Source organism: Streptomyces sp. TLI_053 (genome assembly GCF_900105395.1).
In the GTDB taxonomy this organism is placed as follows: domain Bacteria; phylum Actinomycetota; class Actinomycetes; order Streptomycetales; family Streptomycetaceae; genus Kitasatospora.
Map to the genome: position 1 here is coordinate 4392525 of NZ_LT629775.1, position 26238 is coordinate 4418762.

The 26238-nt window shown below is 73.6% G+C and carries 24 protein-coding genes; 8 read left to right on the plus strand and 16 right to left on the minus strand.

The window, feature by feature from the left end; translation table 11 throughout:
* Positions 1-9: 9 nt before the first annotated feature.
* Positions 10-633, plus strand: coding sequence for a hypothetical protein (locus tag BLU95_RS17550; protein WP_286158637.1), 624 nt, complete (start codon positions 10-12; stop codon positions 631-633).
* 55 nt (positions 634-688) lie between these two features.
* Here the strand turns inward: BLU95_RS17550 and BLU95_RS17555 are convergent, their stop codons facing one another.
* Positions 689-1618, minus strand: a complete 930-nt coding sequence (locus tag BLU95_RS17555; RefSeq protein WP_093860855.1) for a DMT family transporter — start codon at positions 1616-1618, stop codon at positions 689-691.
* A 279-nt stretch (positions 1619-1897) separates the two neighbouring features.
* Here BLU95_RS17555 and BLU95_RS17560 point away from each other — a divergent pair, with 279 nt between their 5' ends.
* Both BLU95_RS17560 and BLU95_RS17565 read left to right on the plus strand, forming a co-directional pair.
* A complete protein-coding gene (locus BLU95_RS17560) occupies positions 1898-2575 on the plus strand; it encodes a peptidylprolyl isomerase (protein WP_231978612.1) in 678 nt (225 codons plus the stop codon).
* A gap of 80 nt (positions 2576-2655) precedes the next feature.
* Entirely contained in the window at positions 2656-2985 is a 330-nt protein-coding gene (locus BLU95_RS17565; RefSeq protein WP_093864940.1) for a MazG-like family protein, read from the plus strand.
* Between the two features lie 146 nt (positions 2986-3131).
* Here the strand turns inward: BLU95_RS17565 and BLU95_RS17570 are convergent, their stop codons facing one another.
* From BLU95_RS17570 to BLU95_RS17600, 7 genes are all read right to left on the minus strand, one after another.
* The gene (locus BLU95_RS17570) at positions 3132-4415 is read right to left on the minus strand and encodes a geranylgeranyl reductase family protein (RefSeq protein ID WP_093864941.1); all 1284 of its coding nucleotides are present in this window, start codon (positions 4413-4415) and stop codon (positions 3132-3134) included.
* Between the two features lie 179 nt (positions 4416-4594).
* The gene (locus BLU95_RS17575; RefSeq protein WP_093860857.1) at positions 4595-5287 is read right to left on the minus strand and encodes a demethylmenaquinone methyltransferase; all 693 of its coding nucleotides are present in this window, start codon (positions 5285-5287) and stop codon (positions 4595-4597) included.
* A gap of 263 nt (positions 5288-5550) precedes the next feature.
* Positions 5551-6138 (minus strand): hypothetical protein, encoded by a 588-nt coding sequence (locus BLU95_RS17580; protein WP_159424914.1) that lies wholly within the window; start codon positions 6136-6138, stop codon positions 5551-5553.
* 378 nt (positions 6139-6516) lie between these two features.
* Positions 6517-7179 (minus strand): amidohydrolase family protein, encoded by a 663-nt coding sequence (locus BLU95_RS17585; RefSeq protein ID WP_093860859.1) that lies wholly within the window; start codon positions 7177-7179, stop codon positions 6517-6519.
* 45 nt (positions 7180-7224) lie between these two features.
* A complete protein-coding gene (mqnC, locus tag BLU95_RS17590) occupies positions 7225-8448 on the minus strand; it encodes a cyclic dehypoxanthinyl futalosine synthase (RefSeq protein ID WP_093860860.1) in 1224 nt (407 codons plus the stop codon).
* Positions 8449-8624: 176 nt separating this feature from the next.
* Positions 8625-10475 (minus strand): serine/threonine-protein kinase, encoded by a 1851-nt coding sequence (locus BLU95_RS17595; protein WP_093860861.1) that lies wholly within the window; start codon positions 10473-10475, stop codon positions 8625-8627.
* Positions 10476-10662: 187 nt separating this feature from the next.
* The gene (locus BLU95_RS17600) at positions 10663-11610 is read right to left on the minus strand and encodes a menaquinone biosynthetic enzyme MqnA/MqnD family protein (protein ID WP_093860862.1); all 948 of its coding nucleotides are present in this window, start codon (positions 11608-11610) and stop codon (positions 10663-10665) included.
* A 356-nt stretch (positions 11611-11966) separates the two neighbouring features.
* Between BLU95_RS17600 and BLU95_RS17605 the strand changes: the two genes are divergently transcribed.
* A complete protein-coding gene (locus BLU95_RS17605) occupies positions 11967-12170 on the plus strand; it encodes a cold-shock protein (RefSeq protein ID WP_030393541.1) in 204 nt (67 codons plus the stop codon).
* Between the two features lie 260 nt (positions 12171-12430).
* Here the strand turns inward: BLU95_RS17605 and BLU95_RS17610 are convergent, their stop codons facing one another.
* Positions 12431-13795, minus strand: coding sequence for a dicarboxylate/amino acid:cation symporter (locus BLU95_RS17610; RefSeq protein ID WP_093860863.1), 1365 nt, complete (start codon positions 13793-13795; stop codon positions 12431-12433).
* Positions 13796-14230: 435 nt separating this feature from the next.
* Between BLU95_RS17610 and BLU95_RS17615 the strand changes: the two genes are divergently transcribed.
* A complete protein-coding gene (locus BLU95_RS17615) occupies positions 14231-15463 on the plus strand; it encodes an MFS transporter (RefSeq protein WP_093860864.1) in 1233 nt (410 codons plus the stop codon).
* 267 nt (positions 15464-15730) lie between these two features.
* On the opposite strand, the gene BLU95_RS17620 is transcribed toward BLU95_RS17615, so the two are convergent.
* The 5 genes from BLU95_RS17620 to BLU95_RS41530 form a co-directional block, all read right to left on the minus strand.
* On the minus strand, positions 15731-16891 hold the full coding sequence (locus BLU95_RS17620; protein WP_093860865.1) for a LacI family DNA-binding transcriptional regulator: 1161 nt from the start codon (positions 16889-16891) through the stop codon (positions 15731-15733).
* An 11-nt stretch (positions 16892-16902) separates the two neighbouring features.
* Complete coding sequence (locus BLU95_RS17625; protein ID WP_231978613.1) at positions 16903-17277, minus strand: DUF4229 domain-containing protein; 375 nt, start codon at positions 17275-17277, stop codon at positions 16903-16905.
* Positions 17278-17387: 110 nt separating this feature from the next.
* Positions 17388-17915: a GNAT family N-acetyltransferase gene (locus tag BLU95_RS17630; RefSeq protein WP_093860867.1), complete on the minus strand. Its 528-nt coding sequence runs from the start codon at positions 17913-17915 to the stop codon at positions 17388-17390.
* 39 nt (positions 17916-17954) lie between these two features.
* A complete protein-coding gene (locus tag BLU95_RS17635; RefSeq protein WP_502689851.1) occupies positions 17955-19352 on the minus strand; it encodes an MFS transporter in 1398 nt (465 codons plus the stop codon).
* Positions 19353-19915: 563 nt separating this feature from the next.
* A complete protein-coding gene (locus BLU95_RS41530) occupies positions 19916-20515 on the minus strand; it encodes an ATP-binding protein (protein WP_107452573.1) in 600 nt (199 codons plus the stop codon).
* Positions 20516-21077: 562 nt separating this feature from the next.
* Here BLU95_RS41530 and BLU95_RS17645 point away from each other — a divergent pair.
* Together BLU95_RS17645 and BLU95_RS17650 are read left to right on the plus strand one after the other, a co-directional pair.
* On the plus strand, positions 21078-21740 hold the full coding sequence (locus BLU95_RS17645; protein ID WP_093860868.1) for an RNA polymerase sigma factor: 663 nt from the start codon (positions 21078-21080) through the stop codon (positions 21738-21740).
* Positions 21737-22972, plus strand: a complete 1236-nt coding sequence (locus tag BLU95_RS17650) for a zf-HC2 domain-containing protein (protein ID WP_093860869.1) — start codon at positions 21737-21739, stop codon at positions 22970-22972. The genes BLU95_RS17645 and BLU95_RS17650 overlap by 4 nt, the downstream gene beginning before the upstream one ends.
* Positions 22973-23069: 97 nt before the next feature.
* Here the strand turns inward: BLU95_RS17650 and purU are convergent, their stop codons facing one another.
* Both purU and BLU95_RS17660 read right to left on the minus strand, forming a co-directional pair.
* Positions 23070-23936 carry a formyltetrahydrofolate deformylase gene (gene purU, locus BLU95_RS17655; protein WP_093860870.1) on the minus strand — a complete coding sequence of 289 codons (867 nt, stop codon included), beginning with the start codon at positions 23934-23936 and terminating at the stop codon, positions 23070-23072.
* Between the two features lie 187 nt (positions 23937-24123).
* Positions 24124-24639: an SCO4402 family protein gene (locus BLU95_RS17660; RefSeq protein ID WP_093860871.1), complete on the minus strand. Its 516-nt coding sequence runs from the start codon at positions 24637-24639 to the stop codon at positions 24124-24126.
* A gap of 176 nt (positions 24640-24815) precedes the next feature.
* Here BLU95_RS17660 and BLU95_RS17665 point away from each other — a divergent pair, with 176 nt between their 5' ends.
* On the plus strand, positions 24816-26111 hold the full coding sequence (locus BLU95_RS17665) for an ABC transporter substrate-binding protein (protein ID WP_093860872.1): 1296 nt from the start codon (positions 24816-24818) through the stop codon (positions 26109-26111).
* Positions 26112-26238: the final 127 nt, after the last annotated feature.

Below are 26238 nucleotides of genomic sequence, written 5' to 3' on the forward strand. Positions count from 1 at the left end.
TCGGCCACCATGTCCAGCACCGCGTCCGTCGCACCCGCCGCACCCGGCACAGGCGTTGAGGTCCGTCCGGCCACCACCACCGCCGCCGGCCCCCGGGCCGCCCGGAAGCGCGCCGACCGTCCGGACGGCACCCCCCGCTGGGCCGAGCTGGCCGCCAGGGCCACCGTCTGGACCACCGTGCCGTCCGGGCTCTGGCGGCTCGCCCTCGGCGTCGGCGTCCCGGTCGGCTTCAGCGGCGAGCTGGCCGCGGTGTTCCGGAACAACACCCCCGGCTGGGGCACCGCGTACCTCGTCGCGCTGAGCGGACCGGCCGAGTTCGTGGCCTTCCTCACCCTGGGGCTGGTCCGGCCCTGGGGCGAGGTGGTCCCGTCCTGGATCCCGCTGATCGGCGGCCGGACCGTCCGGCCGCTCGCCGCGATCGTTCCCGCCGCGATCGGCTCGACCGTACTGACCTGCCTCGGGACGAGCGCGCTGTTCGGCGGCTGGGCCGAGCAGTTGAGCGTTCCCGAGGCGCCCCAGGGCCTCGCCGCAGTGATCATGACCCTCTGCTACCTGCCCATGGTCGCCTGGGGTCCGCTGGTCGCCGCGGTCACCTTCGCCTACGCCCGCCGCACCCTGGGGCGGCGGCGGTGACCGGGCCGACGGCGGCCGGAATCAGGACCGCCCGTACCGGAGGCCCGGCCCGCGGTCACGCCGGGACGGACACCGGCTCCACCGGATCGGCCTCCCGGCGCGGTGCCGAGGCGGTCCGGCGGCCCCACTCGGTGCCGACCAGGACGAGGGCACCGCCCAGCAGGGCGAGCGGTCCGAGGTGGTTACCCGCCAGGGTGATGCCGAACACCGCCGCCCACAGCGGTTCGGTGCCCAGCAGCAGGCTGACCCGGGAGGGCGAGGTGGTGCGGACGGCCCACATCTGCACGAAGAACGCGAACAGCGTGCAGAGCAGCGTCAGATGGAGCAGCCAGCCCCACTGCGCCGGCCCGTAGGTGGCCGCGACCGTCCAGGGCAGCGGACCGACAAACGGTGCGACAGCGGCGAACACCAGCGTCGCGGTGGCCAGTTGGACCCAGGTGACGGCCAGCGTGTCGGTCTCCCGGATCGCCCGGACGCGGGCGGTGGCCAGCACATTGACCGTCCGCACAACGGCGGCACCCAGCACCAGCAGGTCCCCGGCCGACGGGGCCCGCAGCCCACCGTCGCCGGTCAGCAGCGCGATGCCCACCACCGCCAGACCGGCTGCCGCGAGGAAGGGGCGCGGCAACGGCGTCCGGGCAAGTGCGCTCTCCGCGAGCGGGGTGAACACGATCGTGAGGCTGATGATCAGACCCGCATTGGTCGCCGATGTGTGCACCGCACCGAAGGTCTCCAGGAGGAAGATCGCACCGAGCACCAGCCCAAGGGCGGCCCCGCCCAGCCACTCGGCACGACTCAGCCGCCGCAGCGCCCGCCAGGCGAACAGTCCGAGCACGGGCAGGACCAGACCGAACCGCAGGGCCAGCATCGCCACCACCGTGTCGGGCTCGGCCACCCGCTGCACGGCCAGGAAGCTCGACCCCCACACCACCGCGACCAGAAGTACCGGAAGATCACGCAGAAGGACGGACGACGATGCGCGCATGGGCGGGACCCTCTCAGGACGAACGGAAGCGACAAGCGAGAGTCGCGCACGTCGTCGGACGGATCCCGGAGTTGAGCAGGCGAGCGTCATCCTCGCGCACCGAAGCGTTCCCGATCAACGGTTTTCGCCCCGCACCCGTCACGTCGCTCCCGCCGCAGCCTGTCTGTCGAACCCCGCCCACCGAACCCTTCCCACCGACCCCTACCGGATCTCCACCCCGGCATGGATGATGTCGCCATGACAATGCAGTTGCCCCCCACGGACCGGAAGGCCAGCCAAGTGACCCGGAAGCACTGGGCGTTGATCGCCGCAGCCACCGTTCTGCCGATCGTGGTGAGCACCGGCACCGCCGTCGCGGACACCCCGTCGACCGGGGCCGGGACCGGCGCGGCCGGCACCACCTGCACCTACAGCCCGGCGGTTCCCGCCGACAACTTCAAGGGCATCCCGGTCTTCGACGCCAGGAAGGCCGCCAAGCCCTACAGCGCGACCCTGAAGACCTCGCAGGGGGCGATCACCTTCCAGGCCCTCACCGACAAGGCGCCCTGCACGACCTTCTCCTTCCGCTTCCTCGCCGAGCGCGACTACTTCGACCGCAGTCACTGCCACCGGCTGACCACCCAGCGGATCTTCGTCCTGCAGTGCGGCGACCCGACGGGCACCGGCAGCGGCGGCCCCGGCTACTCCTTCCCGGACGAGAACCTGGAGGGCGCGACCTACCCCGCCGGCACGGTCGCGATGGCGAACGCGGGCCCCAACACCAACGGCAGCCAGTTCTTCTTCGTCTGGAAGGACACCAAGCTCTCCCCCGCCTACACGCCCTTCGGCCGGATCACCGCAGGCCTGGACGTCCTGCAGAAGATCGCCGCCGGCGGGGAGGACGACCAGAACAACCCCGGCGACGGTTTCCCGACCCTGCCCGTGAACATCCGCAATGTGAAGATCTCCACCCGCTGAGCCACCCTCGGGGTCCTTCGGGCTCCCGTACGGTGGTCAGCACGACCGCGAGCCGTACGGGAGCCGTGCCGATGGTGCCGATGGACAGCAGGATCTGGGAAAGCGTCGACCACATGGTCGCCTGGCTGGACGAGGAGAGCCCGCTCCCCCCGCAGGAGGAGCGGCTGGCGCGGATCCTCAAGCTCTCCGAAGAGGTGGGCGAGGTCAGCGCCGCCGTGATCGGTGCGACCGGTCAGAATCCGCGCAAGGGCGTGACCCACACCTGGGAGGACGTCCAGCACGAGCTCTGCGACGTGGTCTTCTCCGCGCTGGTCGCCCTCCGCACGCTCACCCCCGACGCCTCCCAGGTCTTCGCCGACCGTCTCGCGTACGTCGAGAACCGCTCCGCGGCCAGCCGCCGCGAGCCGTAGGCCCCAGGACGGACCAGACCCTCACACCGCCGCCCGGAAGCTGGCCGCCGGACAGCCTGGGGCCACGCCCCGGGCAGGCCCGGGGCGTGGCCAGGACGGACGAGGACGGACCCGGGACGGCCCCGGAAGGGCCCGGGCCGTGCCGGTCAGGCGTTGGGCGCGACCTTGGCCAGGCCGTTGATGACGCGGTCCATCGCGTCGCCGCCCTGCGGGTCGGTGAGGTTGGCGAGGAGCTTGAGGACGAACTTCATCAGCATCGGGTGGGTCAGCCCGCGCTGGGTCGCGAGCTGCATGACCTTCGGGTTGCCGATGAGCTTCACGAAGGCGCGACCCAGCGTGTAGTAGCCGCCGTAGACGTCCTTGAGGATCCGCGGGTAGGCCTGGAGCGCGCGCTCCCGGCCGGACTCGGTCACCCGGGCATGGGCCTGGACGATCACCCCGGCGGCGATCTGACCGGATTCCATCGCGTAGGCGATGCCCTCGCCGTTGAACGGGTTGACCATGCCGCCGGCGTCGCCGACCAGCAGCAGGCCGCGGGTGTAGTGCGGCTGCCGGTTGAAGGCCATCGGCAGCGCCGCACCCCGGATCGGGTCGGTCATGTTCTCGGGGGTGTAGCCCCACTCCTCCGGCATGCTCGCGCACCAGGCCTTGAGGACCTCGCGCCAGTCGAGCTCACCGAAGGCGGGCGAGGAGTTGAGAATGCCGAGACCGACGTTGGAGGTGCCGTCGCCCATGCCGAAGACCCAGCCGTAACCGGGCAGCAGCTTCCGCTCCCCGGCCCGGGTGTCCCACAGCTCCAGCCAGGACTCGAGGTAGTCGTCGTCGTGGCGCGGCGAGGTGAAGTAGGTGCGGTAGGCGACGCCCATCGGGCGGTCCTCACGGCGGTGCAGACCCATGGCGAGCGAGAGCCGGGTGGAGTTGCCGTCGGCCGCCACGACCAGCGGGGCCCGGAAGGTCACCGGCCGCTTCTCGTCGCCGAGCTTGGCGGCGACACCGACGATCCGGCCGGTCCGCTCGTCCAGCACCGGGCCGCTGACGTTGCAGCGCTCGTAGAGCCTGGCTCCGGCCTTCTCCGCCTGACGGGCGAGCAGCTCGTCGAAGTCGGCGCGCTTGCGGACCAGACCGTAGTCCGGGAAGGCCGACAGCTCGGGCCAGTCCAGCTCCAGTCGGATCCCGCCGCCGATGATCCGGAGCCCCTTGTTGTGCAGCCAGCCGTTCTCGGTCGACACGTCGATGCCCATGTCCACCAGCTGCTTGGTGGCCCGCGGGGTCAGGCCGTCGCCGCAGACCTTCTCCCGGGGGAAGCTGGTCTTCTCCAGCAGCAGCACGTCCAGACCGGCCTGCGCGAGGTAGTACGCGGTGGTGGCGCCGGCCGGGCCCGCGCCGACCACGATGACGTCCGCGGTGCTCTCCACAACGCCTGCGCTCAGGTCAACGGCGGTCTCGGACACGGTGGGCACACTCCTGCTGGGGGTCGACCGGCCGGCGGGGGCCGGCGCGGCTGGGCTTGGACGAGTCTATGAGCTGCGGACGGCGCTTCGACCGGTCCGGGCGGCGGTGCCGGCGGGCCCGGCCGACCGGAAACCGGGGAGCAGCGACCGGCGACCGATCAGACCTTGTGGGCCCGGTGCAGAGCGACGATCCCGCCGGTCAGGTTGCGCCAGGCCACCTTGGACCAGCCGGCCTCCTGGAGCCGGGCGGCCAGCGCGGGCTGGTCGGGCCACTCCCGGATCGACTCGGCGAGGTAGACGTAGGCGTCCGGGTTGCTGCTCACCGCGGTGGCGACCGGGGGCAGCGCGCGCATCAGGTACTCGGTGTAGACGGTCCGGAACGGCGTCCAGGTCGGCGTGGAGAACTCGCAGATGACCAGCTTGCCGCCGGGCTTGGTGACCCGGTGCATCTCGCTGAGCGCGGCCCCGGTGTCGTGGACGTTGCGCAGCGCGAACGAGATCGTCACCGAGTCGAAGGTGTCGTCGGCGAACGGCAGCCGGGTGGCGTCCCCGGCCGTCAGCGCCAGCTCGGGGTGGCGGCGCTTGCCTTCGGCGAGCATGCCGACCGAGAAGTCGCACGGGACGACCTTGGCCCCGGCCTCCGCGAAGGGGAGCGAGGAGGTGCCGGTGCCGGCCCCGAGGTCGAGCACGACGTCCCCCGGCCCGGCGTCCACCGCCTCGGCCACCGCGCGGCGCCAGGCGCGGGCCTGGCCGAGCGAGAGCACGTCGTTGGTGCGGTCGTACTTGGCCGCGACGTCGTCGAACATCGCGGCGACTTCGTGCGGCTGCTTGTCCAGGGAGGCTCGGGTCACGCACCCCATTGTTCACCCTGGCTCCGGCGATCCGGGCAAGGGGGCGCCTTACGGACGGTCCGGGATCGCCATCGGCCCGCCGTGGCCCCGCTCTCGAAGCGCTCGGAGGGCGCGCAGGATCCGCCCTCACGCCCCCGGAATCCCGACCGCGCCCGCACCGGACTCCCCCTCCGGAACCCGACACGCACCGGAACCCGACCTGCCCGGGAACCCGACCCCCCTCCGCAAGCCGGCTCCTCCGGAACCGGCCGGCCCGCACACCCTCAGTGCAGAGCGCGCCGTCCGCCCGAGCGGCGCCGACGGCGCGAGCGCTTGCCCTGGGTTATCGCGGGCATCCCGTCGGCCAGCGCACCGGTCGCCAGGGCGACCGTGGTGGCGAACCGGTTCTGCCCGCTCCGCACGGCCACTGCCCGCCGGTGCCGACGGATCCGCAGCATGCAGACGACGAACAGCAGCACGGCCACCGGCACGCTGAACCGGGCCAGGCCGACGCCGACCGGCTGCGGATAGGTGTCGCCGCAGATCCGCACCGCGCCCGGGTCGTCGGCCGCGTGTTCCAGGCAGACCCCGTCACCGACCTTGGCGCCGTCGGCCAGCGGCAGCGCGGTGGCGGTGTGGTGCTGGCCCGCGGCCTGGTAGCTGACGGTGCTGTAGGAGCCACCGCCGCCCGGAAGCTGGGTCACCAGACCCTCGACCCGCACCGGGTGGGCTCCGATCCGGTCGGCCTGCTCGGCCTGACGCCACCCCAGCAGGCACATCCCGAGGGCCAGCACGGCGCTGAGCACGGCGGTGATGTACCAGCCACGGCCCAACCGCGGGGATCGCTGCGGGGGGACGGTCGCGGATCGCATGGTTCCTGTCCTGGCGTGCGTTCGGGGCCTGGGACGGGGCCCCGCCGCCCGCGGGGAACGGGCGAAGTGTGGTGAGGGTACGGACTGAGCTGAGCCGGATGCTATCCGCTGGCAGGCCCTCAGGTCACGGCGAAGGGGGAATCAGGCCACCAGGACGGAGCGCAAGTTCGGCGGCATACGAAGCAAGTCCCCTGTGCCGCACGGGAGTACGGTCCGACCGAAGTAAATCGAACGCCTACCGACGAGTAGCCGGCCCGCACCACGAGAGCGCCCGGCCGTGGACCGGGGCGGGAGCAAGGACGCGGAGGAGCCGCGCAGAGGCCGCGGAGGAGTCGCGAAGAGGACGTGCGGCGGACGTGGACGGAACGTCGGCAGCGCTCAGCGCCGCCGGAACACCAGCCGCCCGCCGAGCACCGCCGCGCGGCACCCGCCGGCTCGCGGACCGTCCGCCCCCGCGGCGAACACCGCGAAGTCCGCCCGCCCGCCCACCGTCAGCCGCCCGTGCACGGCCTCGGCGAACGGCAGCCCCACCAGCGGATCCAGCGACCATGCCGCCCCCACCGCGCCCGCCGCCCCCACCGCCCCAACCGCGCCCGCAGAACCCGCCCCCGGCAGCACGACGAGCCCCGAACGGGCCACCGCCGTCCGCACCGAGGCACGCTCGAACGGCCCGGCCACCGCCGTCACCCCGAAGCCGAGCATGCGCTGCAGCCCGCGTCGCGCGCTCGCCCCGCACCGCGCCTCGTCCGCCTCCCCCGCCAGGCCGTCCGGCACCGGCGCCTCCCCGATCTCCTCACGCGGGTCCGGGTGGTACGCCCGCTCCAGCAGCCGGTGCCCGTCCGGGTGCCGAAGCCCGGGGGCGATCAGCGCGTCGCCCCAGTCACGGACCCGGGCCGTCGGCAGTGCCGCCGCCAGTTCCGCGTACGGGCCGACCGCCTCGACCTGCCCGTCGCGCACCAGCACCGCCCCGTCGACGTGGGACGGGGCGGTGGGATCGGCCGGGTCGGGCAGCACGAGAGCGGCCCGGTGCAGGGTCAGCACGGCGGTGCGGGAGCCTCAGCAGCAGTCAGCGGTGGCAGTCGGCGGTCAGCGGTTGTCGAGGATCTTCAGCTCGGGGTGGGCCGTGCCGCCCTCGATCGCGGTGGAGGCGATGTGCGAGGCGACCCGCGGGTCGACCGGGTCGTTGGCCGGGTCGTCCAGCACCCGCAGGTGCTGGTAGGTGGTCGAGCGCTGGGCCGGGACGCGGTCGGCGGCCCGGATCAGGTGGATCAGCTCGGTGAGGTTGGAGCGGTGCTTGGCGCCGGCCGCCGAGACCACGTTCTCCTCCAGCATGACCGAGCCGAGGTCGTCCGCGCCGTAGTGCAGCGACAGCTGGCCGGCCTCCTTGCCGGTGGTCAGCCAGGACCCCTGGATGTGGGCGACGTTGTCGAGGAACAGGCGGGCGATGGCGATCATCCGCAGGTACTCGAAGACGGTCGCCTGGGTCGACCCCTGGAGCTTGTTGTTCTGCGGCTGGTAGGTGTACGGGATGAAGGCGCGGAAGCCGCCGGTGCGGTCCTGCACGTCGCGGATCATCCGCAGGTGCTCGATCCGCTCGGCGTTGGTCTCGCCGGTGCCCATCAGCATGGTGGAGGTGGACTCGACACCCAGCTTGTGGGCGGCCTCCATGATCTCCAGCCAGCGCTCGCCCGACTCCTTGAGCGGCGCGATCGCCTTGCGCGGGCGCTCGGGCAGCAGCTCGGCCCCGGCACCGGCGAAGGAGTCCAGGCCCGCCCGGTGGATCCGGGTGATGGCCTCCTCGATCGAGACGCCGGAGATCCGGGCCATGTGGTCGACCTCGGAGGCGCCCAGCGAGTGGATCACCAGCTGCGGGAAGTCCGCCTTGATCGCCGAGAAGGCGCGCTCGTAGTACTCGACGCCGTAGTCCGGGTGGTGGCCGCCCTGGAACATGATCTGGGTGCCACCCAGCTCGACGGTCTCCGCGCAGCGGCGCAGGATCTCCTCGAGGTCGCGGGACCAGCCCTTGTCGCTCTTCGGCGGCACGTAGAAGGCGCAGAACTTGCACGCCGTCACGCAGACGTTGGTGTAGTTGATGTTGCGCTCGATGATGTACGTCGCGATGTGCTCGGTACCGGCGTAGCGGCGGCGGCGCACGGTGTCGGCCGCCGAGCCCAGCGCGTGCAGAGGGGCCGAGCGGTAGAGCTCCAGCGCCTCCTCCGGGCTGATCCGGCCACCGCCGGCGGCCCGGTCGAGGACGGCCTGCAGGTCGGTGCTGGGCGCATCGAGGGTGGTCGCTGCGAGCTCGGACACCTTGCCGCCTTCTCTCTCTCGGGTACATCCGGTACATCCGGTACTACCGGTAGTTCGCGTGCTCCGGGCCGTTCGGCGGTGCCGACCGCTCCGGGTACTACGACGTGCGGCGACTCCGTGCCGCGGCACCGGGTCGCATCCGGATCAGCCTACGCCAGGGCCCTCGACGCCCTGCGTCAGCCCGTCCGCCGCAGCGTCCCGCTCGGGTTCCCGGCGCTGGAGTCGGCGGAGCCGAAGCGGACGGTGCCGTCCTTCTGCAGGGTGAGCGTCTCGGAGTAGGAACCGCCGGTGCACGCCCCGGGCAGCGAGGAGCGGACGAGGCGGGAGGTGAAGACCAGCTTCTCCGGCTCGGCCGCGGTGAGCGTCCAGGCGCCCTCGCAGGTGATCGAGAGCAGGCCGGTCAGCTCGTTGCGGCTGGTGGTGGCCTCCTGCCCGATCGCGGCCCGGCCGATGACCAGGGTGGTGGTACCGGCGGGCACCCCCTTCTGGGTGGTCATGTCCCCGCGCCAGGTACCGAGGAACGCCTCGGGCACGACGTTCGGCCCCGACGGCGCCGCCGTCGCTGGCGAGGGCGGCGCCTGGGTGGCCCCGCCCGTGGCCGCACTCGTGGCGCCTCCCCCGGACGGTGTCGCACCCGGCGTCGCGGTCTGCGCCCCCGTCGTGCTCCCGCCTGACGCCGCCGCCGTCGCTGTCGTCGGTGCCGTCGGGCCCGGCTCCTGCGGTCCCCATGCCCGGTACGCCCCGTACCCCCCGCCCGCGAGCACCACCAGCACCGCGGCGGCCACCAGCACCGCCACGCCCCGCCCTCGCCGCCGCGCGCCGTCCTCGGCCCCGGGTCGAGGCGGCACCGGCGGCACCGACGGCAGTACCCGCGGCCCCGCAGCCCCGGAAGCCCCGACAGACCCCGCTGCCTCGCCAGATCCCGACACCCCGCCGGACGTCACGCCGGACGCCCCGCCCGACGCCCCGCCCGACGCCCCGCCGGACGCCCCGCCCGACGTCCCGACCGGCGCCCCGCCGCCACCCGTCACCGAGGTCGGCGTCCGTTCCGCCACGCCCCAGCCCCCGGCGGCAGCCCCCGCTCCCGCCCCGGCCCCGCCGACGGAGCCGTCCTCCTCCCCCTCCAGGTCCAGCAGCTGCACCGCACTGCGCCCGACCGCGGCCGCCAACGCCGGCGGGAGCCAGCCGCCGCCCTGCCCCAGCCGGCCGACCGCCGAGCCGTCGGGGTCCAGCAGTTCCCGCAGCCGCCGCGGCGTCGGCCGGACCGCCGGGTCCTTGGCCAGGCAGTCGAGCACGATCGAGCGCAGCGGACCGGGGGCCAGCCCGGTCAGGTCCGGCTCCTCGTGCACCACGCGGTAGAGCAGGACGGCCGCGCTCACCCCCTCGCCGAACGGGTGCACCCCGGTGGCCGCGTACGCGAGCACCGCGCCGAGCGAGAAGACGTCGCCGGGCGGCCCGACCGGGCGGCCGTTCGCCTGCTCCGGGGACATGAAGCCGGGTGATCCGACCACGAATCCCGACTGGGTGAGCCCGGTGGCCGCGTCGAGGGCGCGGGCGATGCCGAAGTCGATCAGCCGCGGGCCGTCCAGGGTGAGCAGCACATTGGACGGCTTGACGTCCCGGTGCACCAGGCCGAGCCCGTGCACGTGCTCCAGCGCCTGGGCCAGGACGGCGCCCAGGGTCCGGACGGCGGGGTCGGTCAGCGGCCCGTACTCCCGGACGGCGCCGCCCAGCGCGGGGCCGGCCACGTAGCCGGTGGCCACCCAGGGGTGGGCGCCCTCGGTGTCGGCGTCCAGGACGGGAGCCGTCCACGTCCCGCCGACCCGGCGGGCGGCGGCCACCTCCTGCCGGAACCGGGCGCGGAACTCGGCGTCCTCGGCGAGCTCGCCGCGGACCACCTTGACCGCCACGGTGCGTCCGCCCGCCGTCCGGCCGAGGTAGACCCGGCCCATACCGCCCGCGCCGAGCCGTCGCAGCAACCGGTACGCGCCCACCTGGCGCGGGTCGTCCGATCCCAGTGCCTGCATCCCCCGCACGCTCCCGTCACCCGCCCGGCCCGCCGCCGGGGCCCGCTCGCGTGCAGACGCTATCGGGCGGCGGGCGGACGCCGCGCCGCAACCCGCTTCCTCCCGGAGCGGAACGCCGTCCCGGCAGAAGGCGAGCGGGGAAGCCGGGAGGACGCCGGGGGGAAGCGGAGGGGCGACCGGAACGGGCTCAGACCACCAGCGGCGCGGGCTCCAGCAGCGCCGGATCCAGCGGCGGAAGCGGCTCCAGCGGCACCGGCTCCAGCAGCCGGACGGCCACATCGGGTGCGAAGCCGCTGTCGTGCGCGACCCGCCGGGCGAACTCGGCCACCCCGGCCAACTGCCGCTCGCCGAGCGAGAAGTCCAGGGCCTCGCTGAAGTACCGCTCCAGCACGTCCGCGTCGAAGGCCTCCCAGCGGGCCGCGTGCGTCGCCACCTCGCGGGCCTCGACCAGCGAGAGGTCCCGGGACTCCAGGAAGGCCCGGTGGACGGCCGCGGTCAGTTCGGGCCGGCGCTCGGCGAAGTCGCGGCGGGCGGCCCAGACGGCGAAGACGAACGGCAGCCCGGTCCACTCCTTCCACATCTCGCCCAGGTCGTGCACGGTCAGGCCGCGGTCGGCGGCCTGACCCAGGTAGGCGCGCAGCGCCGGGTCACCGATCAGCACGGCGGCGTCGGCCTCGGCGAGCATCGCCTCGAGGTCCGGCGGGCAGCTGTAGTACTCCGGCCGCACGCCCTCCCGCTCCTCCAGCAGCAGGCGGGCGAGCCGGACGGAGGTCCGGCTGGTGGAGCCGAGGGCGACCTTCCGGCCGTCCAGCTCGGCGAGCGGCACCTTGCTGACGATCACGCAGGACATCACCGGGCCGTCGCTGCCCACCGCGATGTCGGGGAGCACGAGCAGTTCGTCCGCGTGGCGCAGGTACTCCACGCAGGTGATCGGACCGATGTCCAGCGCCCCCGCGACCAGCTGGTCGCTGAGCTTCTCCGGGGTGTCCTTGGTGAGGTCCAGGTCGAGCAGATTGCCGGTCCTGGCCAGCCCCCAGTAGAGGGGCACGCAGTTCAGGAACTGAATATGCCCCACGCGGGGCCGGACCGGGGTGTTCTCCCGGGCCTCCCGTGTTTCCTCGTCCGGTACTGCCACCGCGCCGCTCCCTTGCTGTTCGTGCGCCTCCCCGCAGGGTATGCCTGCTGGTCGGGAAGCCCCGCACCACCCTTCCGCGACGCACCGCGCCGATCACCGCAACCGCCTTACGACACGCGGTGTCCAGCACGCAAGTCACCCCTGGTCGTCACAGCAGCCGCATGCTAGCGTTGCCCTCAGTTGCAGTTTGATTCCCCTTGCAGTACTTGAAGCCTGCGGAGCATGTAACCGCAGGCTTTTTGTAGTTTTTCAGCAATATCGAAAACTCCGGACCCGTCCGGAGGCAGGGCGATCAGCGCAGCGGACCGGGCGCCACACGGTGTGGCCCCCGACACGTCCCTCGCAAGGAGAACGGCATGGCTCAGGGAACCGTCAAGTGGTTCAACGCTGAGAAGGGCTTCGGCTTCATCGCCCAGGATGGCGGCGGCCCCGACGTCTTCGTCCACTACTCCGCCATCAACGCGAGCGGTTTCCGCTCGCTGGAGGAGAACCAGGCGGTCAGCTTCGACGTCACCCAGGGTCCGAAGGGCCCGCAGGCGGAGAACGTCACCCTTGTCTGAATCATCCTCGATGAGGATCTGATCGCTCGGGACCCGTCGGGTCCGCCGGCGGCCGCGAGGCCGTCCCGGTGAGCACAAGAGCAGCAGTACCCAAGGGGGCCCGCCTTTCGGCGGGCCCCCTGCCTTTTCCCGGCCCGGCCCGGGACGCCGCGCCGCGGCCCCGAAGGCCCGCAGCCCCGCAGGCCGCCCGGGGCGCGCACGACGAACGGCCCCCTCTCCCCGGTGGAACGGGAGAGGGGGCCGCGTCGTGCGGGCGGACGTCAGACCGTCGCGGGAGCCTGGCCACCGGCCTGGGCCGGAACGGCGGCCTTGGCCGGGGCGTCGTCGTAGAGGTCACCGGCCGGGTTGTTGTACGCGACCAGGTCGAGCGTCTTCTCGCGGGCCGCGACCACGACCGGCACCAGGGCCTGGCCCGCGACGTTGGTCGCGGTGCGGATCATGTCGAGGATCGGGTCGATGGCCAGCAGCAGACCGACGCCCTCCAGCGGCAGGCCCAGGGTGGAGAGGGTCAGCGTCAGCATCACGATCGCACCGGTCAGACCGGCGGTGGCGGCCGAGCCGATCACCGAGACGAAGGCGATCAGCAGGTAGTCCTTGATGCCGAGGTCGATGCCGTACACCTGGGCGACGAAGATCGCGGCCAGCGAGGGGTAGATCGCGGCGCAGCCGTCCATCTTGGTGGTGGCACCGAACGGGACGGCGAAGGAGGCGTACTCGCCCGGGACGCCGAGCCGCTCGGTGACCCGGCGGGTGACCGGCAGGGTGCCGACCGAGGAGCGGGAGACGAAGGCCAGCTGGATGGCGGGCCAGGCGCCCTTGAAGAAGTTGACCGGGTTGAGGCCGGCGGCGAACTTCAGCAGCAGCGAGTACACGCCGAACAGCACCAGCGCGCAACCGACGTAGACGTCGACGGTCAGGGTCGCGAACGGCTCCAGCAGGTCCCAGCCGTACTTGGCGACGGACTTGCCGATCAGACCGAGGGTGCCGATCGGCGAGAGCCGGATGACCCACCAGAGGGCGGTCTGGATCAGCTCGAGCACCGACTCGCTGAGCTTGAGCACCGGCTCGGCCTTGGCGCCGAGCTTGATGATCGCGGCGCCGGCGACGATCGCCAGGAAGACGATCTGCAGGACCTCGACCTCGGTGAAGGCGGTGACGATGTTGGTCGGGAAGATCCCGGTGAGGAAGTCGATCCAGCTGCCGGTGGACTTCGGCGCCTTGAGGCCCTCGGTCTTGAGGTCGGTGCCCTCGCCCGGGCTGGTGAGCAGGCCGAGGCCGAGGCCGATGGCCACCGCGATCAGCGAGGTGATCGCGAACCAGAGCAGGGTGCGGACGGCCAGCCGGGCGGCGTTGGTGACGTTCCGCAGGTTGGCGACGCTGACCAGGATCGCGGTGAAGACCAGCGGCGGGACGGCGAGCTTCAGCAGTTGGACGAAGATCCGGCCGATGGTCTCCAGGGTGGTGGCCAGCCAGGAGATGTCGGCCGCGCGGGCCAGGTAACCGAGGGCGACGCCGAGCACGAGGCCGGCGACGATCTGGGCCCAGAAGGGCGTCTTGCCCAGCTTGGAATTACGCAGACTGGCGAGCACGGACGGCGACGAGGTCGCCTCGGGCGCTGTGGACATGACGGTGCGGCTCCGGGGGAGGCGTGACTGACGGTGTGTCGGGGGGCGGGAAAGGCGGCACGGGGCGGGAGCCGGACGGGAAGGGAACCGGCCCCGATCAGGGGCGTGCCGCCTGAATACAGCTCATGGCGCGACAACGGCGCGGGCTGTCCACAGCACCGGACAGACGCCCGCGGGCGGCACCGGGCTGCGAGCCCAGGCCGTGCGCCGAACGTGCGTCTGAGGTGGTCATGGGCGACACGTTAGCAGTAAAGGTTTGAGATGTTCAAAGTAGTTGTTTGAGTTCCGGGTGCGAAGGATCCCGGCGCGACACCCACGGGCCTCGACGGCCCCCGGCGGACGCTCCGGGCGGACCCGATTGACCGCCCAGCAGTTATACGTATAACTTGGTGAGCACCCCCGCCCGCCCCCTGCCCAGACCGGAGAATCCCGCCCATGGGCTACCTCGCCCTGCTCCGCGCCCCGCACGTCGGCCGACTGCTCTTCGGCACCCTGCTCGGCCGCCTCCCGGCCGGCATGACCGCCCTGGTGATCGCCCTCGCGCTGCGCGACGCCGGCGCGCCGTACAGCCGGATCGGGCTGGCCACCGCCGCGTACGCGATCGCGGCGGCCATCGGCGGGCCGGTGCTCGGCCGGATCGTGGACCGCACCGGCCAGCCGCGGGTCCTGCTCGTCTCGGCGGTGATCGCCGGTGGCGGGTACGCCCTGCTGGCGCTGGCCCCGGCGTCCGCGCTCGCCGCCACCGTCGGCGCGGCGGTCGCCGGACTGGCGATGCCCCCGCTCGAACCCTGCCTGCGCTCGCTCTGGCCGGACGTCGTCGAGGAGAAGCAGCTCGACACCGCCTACGCCTTCGACTCCGCCTCGCAGCAGATCCTCTACGTCGCCGGGCCGCTCGCGGTGGCCGGCATCGCGGGCACGGCGGGCCCGGTCACGGCGCTCTGGGTGGCGGCCGGACTCGGCCTGGTCGGGGCACTGGTGGTCGCCACCACCGCACCGGCCCGCGCCTGGCAGGCGCCGCCGCGCGCGCACTCGGCCGGCCTGCTCGGGCCGCTCCGCTCCCCCGGCCTGGTCCTGCTGCTGATCGGCCTGGCCGGTGCCGGCTGGGCGGTCGGCGCGCAGAACGTGCTGTTCATCGCCTACGCCGAGGCCCAGCACGGGAAGGGCCTGCCCGGTGGCGCCGGGAGCCTGCTGGCCCTCGCGGCGCTCGGCGGTCTGCTCGGCGCGCTCGCCTACGGCGCGGTGCGGTGGCGCAGCTCGACGGCCACCCGGACCTGGCTGATGGCGCTCGGCATGGCCGTCAGCTACCTGCCGCTGGTGCTGGTCCCGGGACCGGCCGCGATGGCCGCTCTCGCATTCGTCTCCGGGATCGCGCTGGCTCCGCTGCTGGCGGCGGCCTTCGTGCTGGTCGCCGAACTGGCCCCGCAGGGCACCGTGACGGAGGCCTTCGCCTGGCTGGTCACGCTCTTCGCGACCGGGAACTCGCTGGGCTACGCGGTCTCCGGCCACCTCGCGGAGGGATCGCTGCGTTCGGTGGCGCTCTGCGCGGCCGGCGGGATCGGTCTGGGCGGGCTGCTGCTGTTCGGCGCCCGCCGCTGGTTCCACCCGGTCGGCGGGACCTCGGCCGGGGCGCACCCGCTGCCCGCCGCCGAGCCGGTGCCGGTGGGCTGACGCCCGCCGCATCCCCATGGACGTGGCTGCGCCCGTCGGGCCGGTGGTCTGGCTGACGGGCGCAGCCACTTCGTCGTCCCCGCCCCGGACCGCGCCGGAACCGCGCGCCCGTCCGCCCCGCCCGTGCGCCCGTGCGCCCGTCCGGCACGAGCCCGGGAAGCGGCGACCACGGGCCGGGAGCCCGGCGGCCGCCGGTGTCGGTGTCGGTAGGTGTCGGTGTCGGTGTCGGTACTCGAGGGAGACCCGTCGGTGCTCCGGGAAGACCTGTCAGTGCTCCGGGGACACCGGGGCGGTGGAGGAGCGCAGCACCAGCGAGGTGGCGAGCGGCGGCACGGGTGCGACCGCCTCGCCCCGGAGCAGTCCGGCGAGCGCCGCCACCCCGGCCCGGCCCAGCTCCTCACCGGGCAGGTCGACCGTGGTGAGCGGCGGAGTGAGCAGCGCGGCCACCGGGACGTTGTCGATCCCGACCACGGAGAGGTCGGCGGGCACCCGCAGACCCCGCTCGGCGGCGGCCTGGTAGACGCCGGCGGCGACCACGTCGTCGTCGCAGATCACCGCGTGCGGCCGGTCCGGCAGGTCCAGCAGCCGGTGGGCGACCTCGCGTGCGGCGGCCTGGCCCTCGTTCAGGCTGACCCCGAGTTCGACCGCGTCCAGACCCAGCTCCAGCACCGTCTCCTCGAAGGCCGCCTGGCGGACCCGGAAGGTGTACGCGGCGTGGGTGGACCGCAGCCTGGCGATCCGGCGGTGGCCGAGGGCGGCGAGATGGGCGACGGCGGCGCGCATCCCGCCGCCCACGTCCAGTTCGACCGTCGGACGGGCCAGACCGCCACCGGGGTCGGGGTCGGCGTCCAGGAAGACGACGGGGGTGTCGGCGGGCAGTTCGCCGAGCTGGCTGTCGTCCGGGGAGCAGATCAGCAGGCCGTCGAAGCGGCTGGTGGTGGCGGCCTCGGCGAGGGTGGCACTCCCCCAGCCCGAACTGACCACGACGGCCAGACCGTGCTTGCCGGCCTCCTCGTGGACGCCCTCCAGCACCCGGCCGAAGAACGGGCCGAGGATGTTCGGCACGGCCAGCAGGATCATGCCGCTGCGGCCCAGCCGGAGTTGGCGTCCGGCGGCCTGCGGCCGGTAGCCGAGGCCCCGGGCGGCCTCGCGGACCCGCTCGCGGGTCGCGTCGGAGACCCGGCGGCCCGCCTCGGAGCCCGAGAACACCAGCGAGACGGTGGCCTGCGAGACCCCGGCCAGGCGGGCGACGTCCCGACCGGTCGGGCGGCGGACCGGGGCCGGCCAGGTCCCGGCGGCCGGTTCGGGGCGGCCCGGCGGAACGCCGTCCCCCGGCTCCGCGTCCTCGGCGACGGCGTCCCCGGGTACGGCGTCCTCCGGCGCGCCGTCCCCCGGCTCCGCGTCCTCCGGTGCGGCCTTCTCCGGCACGGTGGCGCGGGTCAGTTCTGCGGGGCCGAGGCGGCGGGGCCGGCGGGCGACTTGGTGGTCGCGGCGCGCAGCGCGTCGTCCACCGCGTCCTCCTCCGCGTTCTGCGCGGCGATCCGGGAGGCCGTCCGGGTGCGGATGCCGTCCACCCGGCCGGAGATCTCGACCGACATCTCGTCACGCTGCCGGCTGAGCAGCACATAGCTGAGCGGCGCCGAGACGACGGCGGCCAGCAGGAAGAGGAAGATCACCCCGGCCTCGCCGGAGACCGGGATCACCTGGAAGTGGCCGAGGATCAGCGCGACCAGCAGGCAGGCCAGGAAGACGGAGACCCGCATCGAGGTGTAGCGGAGTGTGGCGTGCGACTTCTTGCTCACCTTGCTGCTCACCGGGGACACATCCTTCACTGCGCTGGGACCGGCCGGTCTCCCAGTGAAGCATGCCCGACGGGCCCGGCGGGGAACGGGTCCCGCCCCGGACCGCCCCGGCGCGGGCATGATCAGCGCAGGTCGCGCCACATGACGACATCGTCCCGGTCGTCACCGGGGGCGACCCGGATGGCACCGGGCACCCGGCCGACCTCGACATAGCCGCTGCGGAGGTAGAAGGCCTCCAGGCCGAGGCCGCCCCGCACCTGGAGCTTCAACCCGGCCAGCCCCCATTCCCGGCCGATCCGCTCGGCCTCGGCCAGCAGCGCCGCACCGTACCCGCGCCCCTGCAGCGCGGGGTGGACCATGACCTTGGTGACCAGCCGCCAGTGGTCCATCGGCCCGAACCGCATCGACTCCAGGAACAGCAGCCCGGCCAGCCGCCCGGTCCCGGTCTCCCGGGCGATCAGCAGCCGGTGCGGTCCGGCCGGGGCGAGCCCGGCGAACAGTGCCGCCCCGGCGGCCCCGACCTCCTCCTCGGTCACCCGGTGGACGAAGCCGACGGCCCCGCCGGCGTTGCTGGCGGCCGTCCACAGGCCGGTGACCTCGGCGCGCAGTTCGGGGCCGAATCCGGGGTCCAGGGTGAAACTCAGCGTCATGGCTCCGGAGCCTAGCCACCCCTTACGACACTCCGGTGCTCAGCCAGGGACCGGGACCGCGCGCCCCGTCCGCCGCCCGGGGGTCCGCAGGGCCAGGCAGAGCAGCACCGCGACGGCGCAGAGCCCGCCCGCCACGTACCAGGCGAGGTCGTAGTCACCGAGCGCGTCCCGGGCGACCCCGGCCAGACCGGCCACCACCGCGGCACCGATCTGGTGGCAGGCCAGCACCCAGCCGAAGACGATCGGCGCGTCCTCCCCGAAGTACTGCCGGCAGAGCGCGACGGTCGGCGGGACGGTGGCCACCCAGTCGAGGCCGTAGAAGATCACGAACGCCAGGATCGGCGGTTCCAGCGAGCCGGCGAACAGCTGCGGCAGCAGGAGCAGCGAGAGTCCGCGGAGCGCGTAGTAGACGACGAGCAGCCGTCCGGCGTCGAAGCGGTCGGTGAACCAGCCGCTGGCGACGGTGCCGATCACGTCGAAGACACCGATCAGTGCGAGCAGGCTCGCCGCGGTGGTGACCGGCAGGCCGTGGTCGTGGGCGGCCGGGATGAAGTGGGTGCCGACCAGCCCGGCGGTGGTCGCTCCGCAGATCGCGAAGGACGCGGCCAGCAGCCAGAACGCCCGGGTGCGGGCGGCGTCCCTGAGCACCCGCAGCGAACGGGCCAGCGCACGCCCCCCGACCGCCGGGGCGGGCGGCGGCTCGGTCGCGCCGTACGGGAACAGGCCGAGGTCGGCGGGCCGCTCGCGCATCAGCAGCAGCACCGGGACGGCCACCGCGCTGGCCGCCAGCGAGACCACCACGACCGCCGAGCGCCAGCCGTGCTGCTCGACCAGCCAGGCGCCGAGCGGGAGGAAGACCAGGTTGCCCGCCGCCCCGGCGGCCGTCAGCACCCCGGTCACCAGGCCCTGCCGGGCCCGGAACCAGCGGCCGGTGACGGTGGTCGCGAACGCCCCGGCCATCGAGCCGCTGCCGAGACCGACCAGTACGCCCCAGCACAGCACCAGTTGCCAGGGCTCGCGCATCAGCATGGTGAGGCCGGAGCCGACCGAGATGGTCAGCAGCGCGCAGACCACCACCAACCGGACGCCGAACCGGTCCATCAGCGCGGCGGCGAACGGCGCCGTGAGGCCGTAGAGGGTGAGGTTCACCGAAGTGGCGCTGGATATCGTGCCCATCGACCAGCCGAACTCGGTGTGCAGCGCGTCCATCATCAGACTGGGCGTGGAGCGGAATCCGGCCGAGCCGAGCAGCACCAGCAGGGCGACCCCGGCCACCACCCAGGCGTAGTGGACCCGGGGGGCGCGGGCCGGCCCGGCGGGATCGGCAAGTCCGGAACGGTCGGCAGGGGCGGCAGCTGCGGCAGGGTCGGCAGATCCGACAGGGTCGGCGGTTCCGGCCGGAGCCGCCGTGCCGGTGGGGGCGTTCGCTTCGTTCACGCGGCCGAGTCTCCCGAAGGGGCCTCGGCACGACGAGGGGCGGGGCTGCCAGCTTTCGTCGGAATCGGGCCAACCGGGGAGCGGGAACCGGCCGACGGAGGTCCGGGCGCCCGGTGAACGGGGCCGGTGGCCGAAAAGGCCCGCCCGCGGCGGGCGGATCGGATGGCGGCGGGCCGCACGCACCCCGAGCACGGCACGGCCGACCGCCATCCAACCCCGGTGCACGGGCCCTGAACCCGTGCGACGCCCTCCGCACTCGCCGAGGAACGGTCATCCGATCGGCCCTGCCTGCGGCCCCCCTGCTGACGTGATCCCCCTGGACAGCAGCACCGCGGCGGCGTTCGGTGTCCCTCGGCGTCCCCTCGCGACGGAGAGCTGCACCCAAGCGTGATCAGTCGGATACGTCACGTCAATGGGTTGTCGGAAATTCGGAATGGTTGCGTCAGCTTTCGGCCCGGTGATCACCACACCCGCCGACGCCCCGCCCGGAGCCGCCCGGAACTGCCCGCGGCCGGTCCGGAACCCGGTTCGAAGCGGGTCCGAGGCCCGTCCGAGGCCCGCCCCTACTGCGCGAGCGCCGCCCAGTCGACGGTGCTCAGCGGGTCCACCGGCCGGGCGTCGGGGCTGATCTCGCACCAGACCCGCTTGCCCGAGCCGTCCGGGTACCAGCCCCACCGGTCGCAGAGCAGTTCGACCAGCTCCAGCCCGCGCCCGTTGGTGGCGTCGACGTCCGCGCCCGCGTGCCGGGGCGCGGGGGCGACCTGGCTGGCGTCGGCGACCTCGACCCGCAGCGGGCCGACCGTCGCCGCCTCGCGCACCTCACCACCCGCGGCCGGGAGCGCGCCCGAGGACGGGGAGCCGCTCGCACCGGCCCCCGACGGGCCGGCCGCCGCCGAGGTGAACGCCGACGGGTCCGACGCGGAGCCGTCCGGCGGCACGCCCGGGAAGTCGCCCAGCGGGAAGCAGAGCCGCAGCACGGCCGGACAGCCGGTGTGCACCACGGCGTTGGTGACCAGCTCGGAGACCACCAGCACCACCGTCTCGGCGATCGGCGCGTCCGGGTCCACCCCGTGGTTGAGCAGCCGCGAGCGGACCCACCGGCGGGCCCGGCCGACCTCGGCGGGGTCCGCCTGCACCGCCAGCTGTACCTGAAGAACCTGCACCGCTCCACCACCCGCACTCGCAGTTCGGCACCGTCTCGACCGGGCCCTGGTCGCCCGGCCGGCCCGGGTACGCACCGGGCCGCCGTCCTCCGGGCCGCTGTCCGCCGGGCCACCGCACGTCACACCCGGTGCGGTGCGCCCGCACCGGCTCGTCCGTCGCTCGTCGACCACGACGCGAATACGCCTCAGGATGAGTCGGCCGGCGGACCGCAGCAAGCGCTTCGGGCATATTCCAGCGATCGGGGGACGGCGCAGGGCATACTGTCCCGCTCACTCTGGCGAGCCTCGGACCGGCGATCGCCCGGCCGCTCCGACCGGCCCCGGACGCAGAGGCGAACCTACCGCCGTCCGCCCCTCGTGCCGCGCCCGCCACTCGCGAACCACCCGTGCGACATATGTCCAACCACCTTCGAACAGCGCAACAGCGGGATCGACGGCAGATCCCACGATCGGACCATCCGAAGCACCGGACTCCGTTCTTCCCCGAATCGCTCCGCCGCCCGAACGGCCCGGGATACCGTGGACGCGTCAGCGGTCGGTCCGGCAGGAGGGGTGGTGACCGGTGGCCACCACCGACGACGCCCCGCGCCGGGACGAGCAGCTGCAACGGCGCCTGGCCCGGGGCGAGGAGACCGCCCTCGGCGAGCTGTACGACCAACTCGCGCCGATGGTGCACGGATTGGCGGGCCGGATACTGGCCGACCAGACCGCCGCGGCCCAACTCACCCGGGAGATCTTCGCCCACGTCTGGGAACACCCCGAGACCTTCGACCCGTCCCGCGGCTCGCTCCGCTCCTGGCTCGGCGCGCTGACCCACCGTCGCGCGGTGGACCGGCTGCGCGCCCGCCGCGCCGAGGCGGCGGGTTACGCCGGGCCCGCCGAGGAGGACGAGATCCGTACGGTGGCCACGGCCGCCCGGGTCCAGTACGTGGTCTCCGCCCTGCCGGAACCGCTGCGTGAGACGATCACGGAGTCCTACTACGACGGCCGCACCTACCAGGAGACGGCCCGTCGGCTCGGAATCAGCGAACAGGCCGCCAAACAGCGGATGCGACTGGGGCTGGCATTGCTGGCCACCGAACTGGAGCAGGAGCACGCGCGGCACCGGTCCGCCGCGCCGCCGGCCGGCGGTCCGCGCGACGGGCTCCCGGCCCCGGGCGCCGGGAGCGCGGACGGATCGGGGGCCGGGGAGGCCGGGCGACGGACGGAGGGCGGAGGGACGTGACGACCACCGACGAGCGGCACGAGGCGCTGCGCTCACTGCTCGGCGCCTGGGCCCTCGGAGCCGTCCCCGCCGCCGAGGCCGCCGAGCTCGAACTCCACCTGACCGGCTGCCCGCAGTGCGCGGAGGAGGCCGGACGGCTCCGCGAGGCGGCCGGCTGGCTCTCCGTCGAGGAGCCGCTGGACCAGCCCGGCGCCCTGCGTCAGCAGGTGCTCGACTGGTGCCTGACCCGCCGCCCCGCCGAACTCCCGGTTCCCGCCTGGGGCATGCCGTACACCGCCGAGACCGCCAAGCTCGACGCCCTGCTGCGCGACCTCGGCCCCGAGGAGTGGCAGGAGGTGGCCGAACTCCCCTGGCACGGCGGCACCGAGTACCTGCGCCCGGCCGAGGTCCTGTGCCATCTGGCCGCCGTGGACGGCTATCTGGCCGTCGCCCTCGGCCTGCCCGACCCGGTGCCGGGCGGCCCGGTCGCCGACGGCGGGCAGGCCACCGCGCGCCGGGTCCCGCCGCAGGAGGCCGTCACCGGCGCGGTGCCCCGGGTGCCGCCGCAGGCGGGCCCGCCCTGGGCCCGGATCGCCGAACGCACCGCCCGGCTCACCGCCGAGCAGGCCGGCCAGCCGCCCCAGCGGATCCGCGCCCGGTGGCGCCGGCACTGCCACGAACTGGTCCGCTCGGCCGCGCTCGCCCCGCAGGGCAACACCCCGGTGGACTTCGGCTTCGCGACCGTCCCGTTGCGGGACGCCTTCGTCGACCGGGCCTTCGAGTGCTACGTGCACGGCGAGGACATCGCCCGGGCGGTCGCCTACCCGTACGACCCGCCCGCCCCGCAGCACCTGCGGCAGATGATCGACCTGGCGGTGCGGATGCTGCCGCTGGCCCTGGCCGGACAGCGGGCGGCGCGCCCCGAACCGGCCGGCGCGGCGCTCGGCGGCACCGACGCGCGGCCGGACGGCTCAGGGACCGGGACCGGTGCCGGAGCCGGGCGCAGGACCGGCCGCCGGATCCGGCTGGTGATCGACGGTCCGGCGGCCGGCGAGTGGCTGATACCGCTGGACGGCCCGTCCGCCGGTCCGCCCGGCGGCGAGCCGGTGGCCGCGATGGTGCTGGACGGGCTGGAGTTCTGCCAGCTGGCCGCCGCGCACCGCGACCCGGACCGGGTGCCGGTCGGCGAGCACGGCGACCGGGCCGCGATCCGCGAGGTGCTGCGCGCGACGCCCCTGCTGTCCCGGCCGTAACGGAGGCCCGTCCGTGACGGAGGGCCCGTCCGTGACGGACGGCTCGGGCGCTACGGACGGCCCGGCCGTTACGGACGGCTCAGGCGCTACGGACGGCTCAGGCGAAGACGACCGTCCGGCTGCCGTTCAGCAGCACCCGGTGCTCGCTGTGCCACTTCACCGCGCGCGCCAGCGCCTGGCACTCGACGTCCCGCCCGAGCGCGACCAGCTGGTCCGGGGTGATGTCGTGGGTCACCCGGGCCACCTCCTGCTCGATGATCGGGCCCTCGTCCAGGTCGGCCGTGACGTAGTGCGCGGTGGCGCCGATCAGCTTCACGCCCCGGGTGTGCGCCTGGTGGTACGGCTTGGCGCCCTTGAAACTCGGCAGGAAGGAGTGGTGGATGTTGATCACCTTGCCGGACAGCGCGGTGCAGAGGTTGTCCGACAGCACCTGCATGTAGCGGGCCAGCACGACCAGCTCGACGTTCTCCTTGGCGACCAGGTCCAGCAGCTGCTGCTCGGCCTCGGCCTTGTTCTCCCTGGTCACCGGGATGTGGTGGAACGGGATGCCGTAGCCCTCGGTGAGGTCGCGGAAGTCGGTGTGGTTGGAGACCACCGCGGCGATCTCCACCGGCAGCGCGCCGATCCGGGTGCGGAACAGCAGGTCGTTGAGGCAGTGGCCGAACTTGCTGACCATCAGGACGATCCGCAGCTTCTGCTCGCTCGGGTGGATCTGCCAGTCCATCCCGAACGAGGCGCCGATCGCGGCGAAGCTGGCCCGCAGCTTGTCGACGGTCACCGGCTCGACCGCCGAGAAGTGCACCCGCATGAAGAACAGCCCGCTGTCCCCGTCACCGAACTGCTGGCTGTCGATGATGTTGCACCCGGTCATGAAGAGGTAGCTGGAGACCGCGTGGACGATGCCCTGCTTGTCGGGGCAGGACAGCGTGAGGACGTACTGGGCGCTGGCCGGCTGCTGTTCCACGTGGGGGTATCCCGTCCTGAACTCGTGCTGGTGTGAATGCTCCAGCGTTTCACACTCCGGGACACCCCCAGCCGGACTGCCCGCACTCCGGGACGGACCGGCCCGCACCGGGGCACCGGCCCCGGACCGACCGGCCGGCCGCCGGTCGGTCGCCGCCCAGCAGCAGGTCGGCCGCCCGCCGGACCGGTCAGACCTGGGTCAGGATCCGCAGGATGTCCAGCGAGCGCGGCGGCGCGTCCGGGTCCTCGCCGTCGTTGGCCGCCAGCAGGACGTGCGCCTCCCGGGCCGCCCGGACCGCCTCCGGCCAGTCCTGGTGCCCGAGGTAGGCGGCGGCCGGCGCGTCCGCACCGACCTCGTGCAGGATCTGCACGACCCGCAGCACCGCGAGGTCCACCAGCGTGGCCTCGGCCGGGTCCCGGAAGATCGTGCCGATGTACTTCTCGGCGGACCAGCGGTCCAGCCAGGTGTCCTCGACCAGCCGGTAGACGGCATCGGTCACATCGCCGTACCCCTCGCGGCCGGCCAGCCAGGCCTCCCGCTGGAACCCGGGGTCGGAGAGCATGTGCAGGGCCGAGCGGAGTCGGGCCCGCCAGCGCCACCAGGGCAGGTCGTTGAGCGGCATGCCGCCCATCGTGCTGGAGCGGTGGCCCGGACGAGAAGGGTTTCGGGCAGACCGATACGAAGATTCTGTGCTGGCGGACATGGAGATGGATCGTACGTTCCCCTACCGTTCGTGCTCCACTCCCGATCTACACGCGTTCACGCCCGGAGTTCCTCCGCCGTTGGTCGTTTGTTGGCTTTACGGCCCTCTCGGCTTGCGGCACCGGGGATTGGCTGGACCAGGTGCGCAGCAGAGAGCGCCCCGGGAGGGATAGACCCATGACCAGCCGAAGGGGCTCGTCCCAGGCCATGAACCCGATCGCAGGACGGCGCAACCGGCGCCCGATCGCGGCCGTCGCGACCGCCGCGGCGCTGCTTCCCACCCTCTTCTCGGCCTCCGCGTGCGGCGGACCGGCCGACGCCGCCACCGGTAGCGGCGACCTCACCGTCATGACCTGGGCACCGTCCGGCACCGGCTCGGCCGACCGTCCCGGCATGACCGCCCTGGCCGAGGCCATCGGCAAGGACCTCAACGTCAAGGGCGGCCTCAACGGCCGTCGGCTCAACGTCATCACCTGCAACGAGCACAACACCTCCGACGGCGCCCGGACCTGCGCCCAGCAGGCGGTGGACGCCAAGGCGGTCGCGGTGCTGGGCTCCTACAGCCAGTTCGGCGACGACTTCATGCCGGTCCTGGAGCGCGCCGGCATCCCGCTGATCGGTGGCTACGGCCTGTCCCAGCCGGAGTTCAGCAGCCCGCTGTCCTACCCGGTGGGCGGCGGCATGCCCGCCCTGATCGGCGGCAGCGGCCGCCAGCTGGTGGAGGCCGGCTGCAAGGCCGTCTCGCTGATCCGCCCGGACACCCCGGCCGGCGACAACCTGCTCGGCTACCTCGGCAACGCGCTCAAGCCGGCCGGGATCAAGCTGCTGGACGTCAAGGCACCGGAGAAGTCCAACGACTACAGCCCGGTGGTCCGCAAGGCGATCGGCACCGACCAGGCCGGCAACTGCGTCACCAGCGCGCTCGGCGCCGAGCCGACCGGCAACCTGCTCGACGCCTTCCGCCGGACCGGTGCGAAGAACACCAGGATCGCCTCGGTGATCGGCAGCGTGCAGCAGTCGGTGGTGGACTCCACCGGCGGCGACAGCGGCCCGCTCTCCGGCGCGTTCGTGACCGGCTGGTACCCGCCGGAGTCGGCCAAGATCTGGGACGGCCTGCGCACGGTGATCCGCGCCGACTCCGATCGGCACATCGACGCCGCCGACCCGGGGGTGCAGACCACCTGGGTCGCCTACGAGGTGTTCAAGCAGATCTCCGAGCGTCTGGCCGCGGCCGGGCAGACGATCACCAGCAAGGCCGTGACCACCCTGCTGGACGGCGGCGAGCCGATCGACGTCGGGCTCACCCCGCCGCTGAACTGGGCCACCACCAACATGCTGCCGAGCACCGAGTCGCCCCGGCTGGTGAACACCTGGGTCACCTTCCAGGTGGTCAAGGGCGGCCAGATGACCCTGCAGCGGCCCGGCTTCGTCGATGTGCGCTGGGTGCTCACCGGCGGCAAGCCGCCCGCCTGAGCCGACCCGCTCCCCGCGAACGCGTCCACGCGCCCACGCGCCCACGCACCCCGGGAACGGCGGAGGGCCCGACCACGGTCTGTGGTCGGGCCCTCCGCCGTTGTTCCCCGCCGAGCCCCGGCGGGGA

What these genes read in the sequence shown, in the direction of transcription:
- BLU95_RS17555 (WP_093860855.1), bottom strand. Translation starts at nt 1,618, where the DNA reads ATGCGCGCATCGTCGTCCGTCCTTCTGCGTGATCTTCCGGTACTTCTG.
- BLU95_RS17610 (WP_093860863.1), bottom strand. Translation starts at nt 13,795, where the DNA reads ATGTCCACAGCGCCCGAGGCGACCTCGTCGCCGTCCGTGCTCGCCAGT.
- BLU95_RS17550 (WP_286158637.1), top strand. Translation starts at nt 10, where the DNA reads ATGTCCAGCACCGCGTCCGTCGCACCCGCCGCACCCGGCACAGGCGTT.
- BLU95_RS17595 (WP_093860861.1), bottom strand. Translation starts at nt 10,475, where the DNA reads ATGCAGGCACTGGGATCGGACGACCCGCGCCAGGTGGGCGCGTACCGG.
- BLU95_RS17615 (WP_093860864.1), top strand. Translation starts at nt 14,231, where the DNA reads ATGGGCTACCTCGCCCTGCTCCGCGCCCCGCACGTCGGCCGACTGCTC.
- BLU95_RS17605 (WP_030393541.1), top strand. Translation starts at nt 11,967, where the DNA reads ATGGCTCAGGGAACCGTCAAGTGGTTCAACGCTGAGAAGGGCTTCGGC.
- BLU95_RS17565 (WP_093864940.1), top strand. Translation starts at nt 2,656, where the DNA reads ATGGACAGCAGGATCTGGGAAAGCGTCGACCACATGGTCGCCTGGCTG.
- BLU95_RS17580 (WP_159424914.1), bottom strand. Translation starts at nt 6,138, where the DNA reads ATGCGATCCGCGACCGTCCCCCCGCAGCGATCCCCGCGGTTGGGCCGT.
- BLU95_RS17660 (WP_093860871.1), bottom strand. Translation starts at nt 24,639, where the DNA reads ATGTCCGCCAGCACAGAATCTTCGTATCGGTCTGCCCGAAACCCTTCT.
- BLU95_RS17630 (WP_093860867.1), bottom strand. Translation starts at nt 17,915, where the DNA reads ATGACGCTGAGTTTCACCCTGGACCCCGGATTCGGCCCCGAACTGCGC.
- BLU95_RS17665 (WP_093860872.1), top strand. Translation starts at nt 24,816, where the DNA reads ATGACCAGCCGAAGGGGCTCGTCCCAGGCCATGAACCCGATCGCAGGA.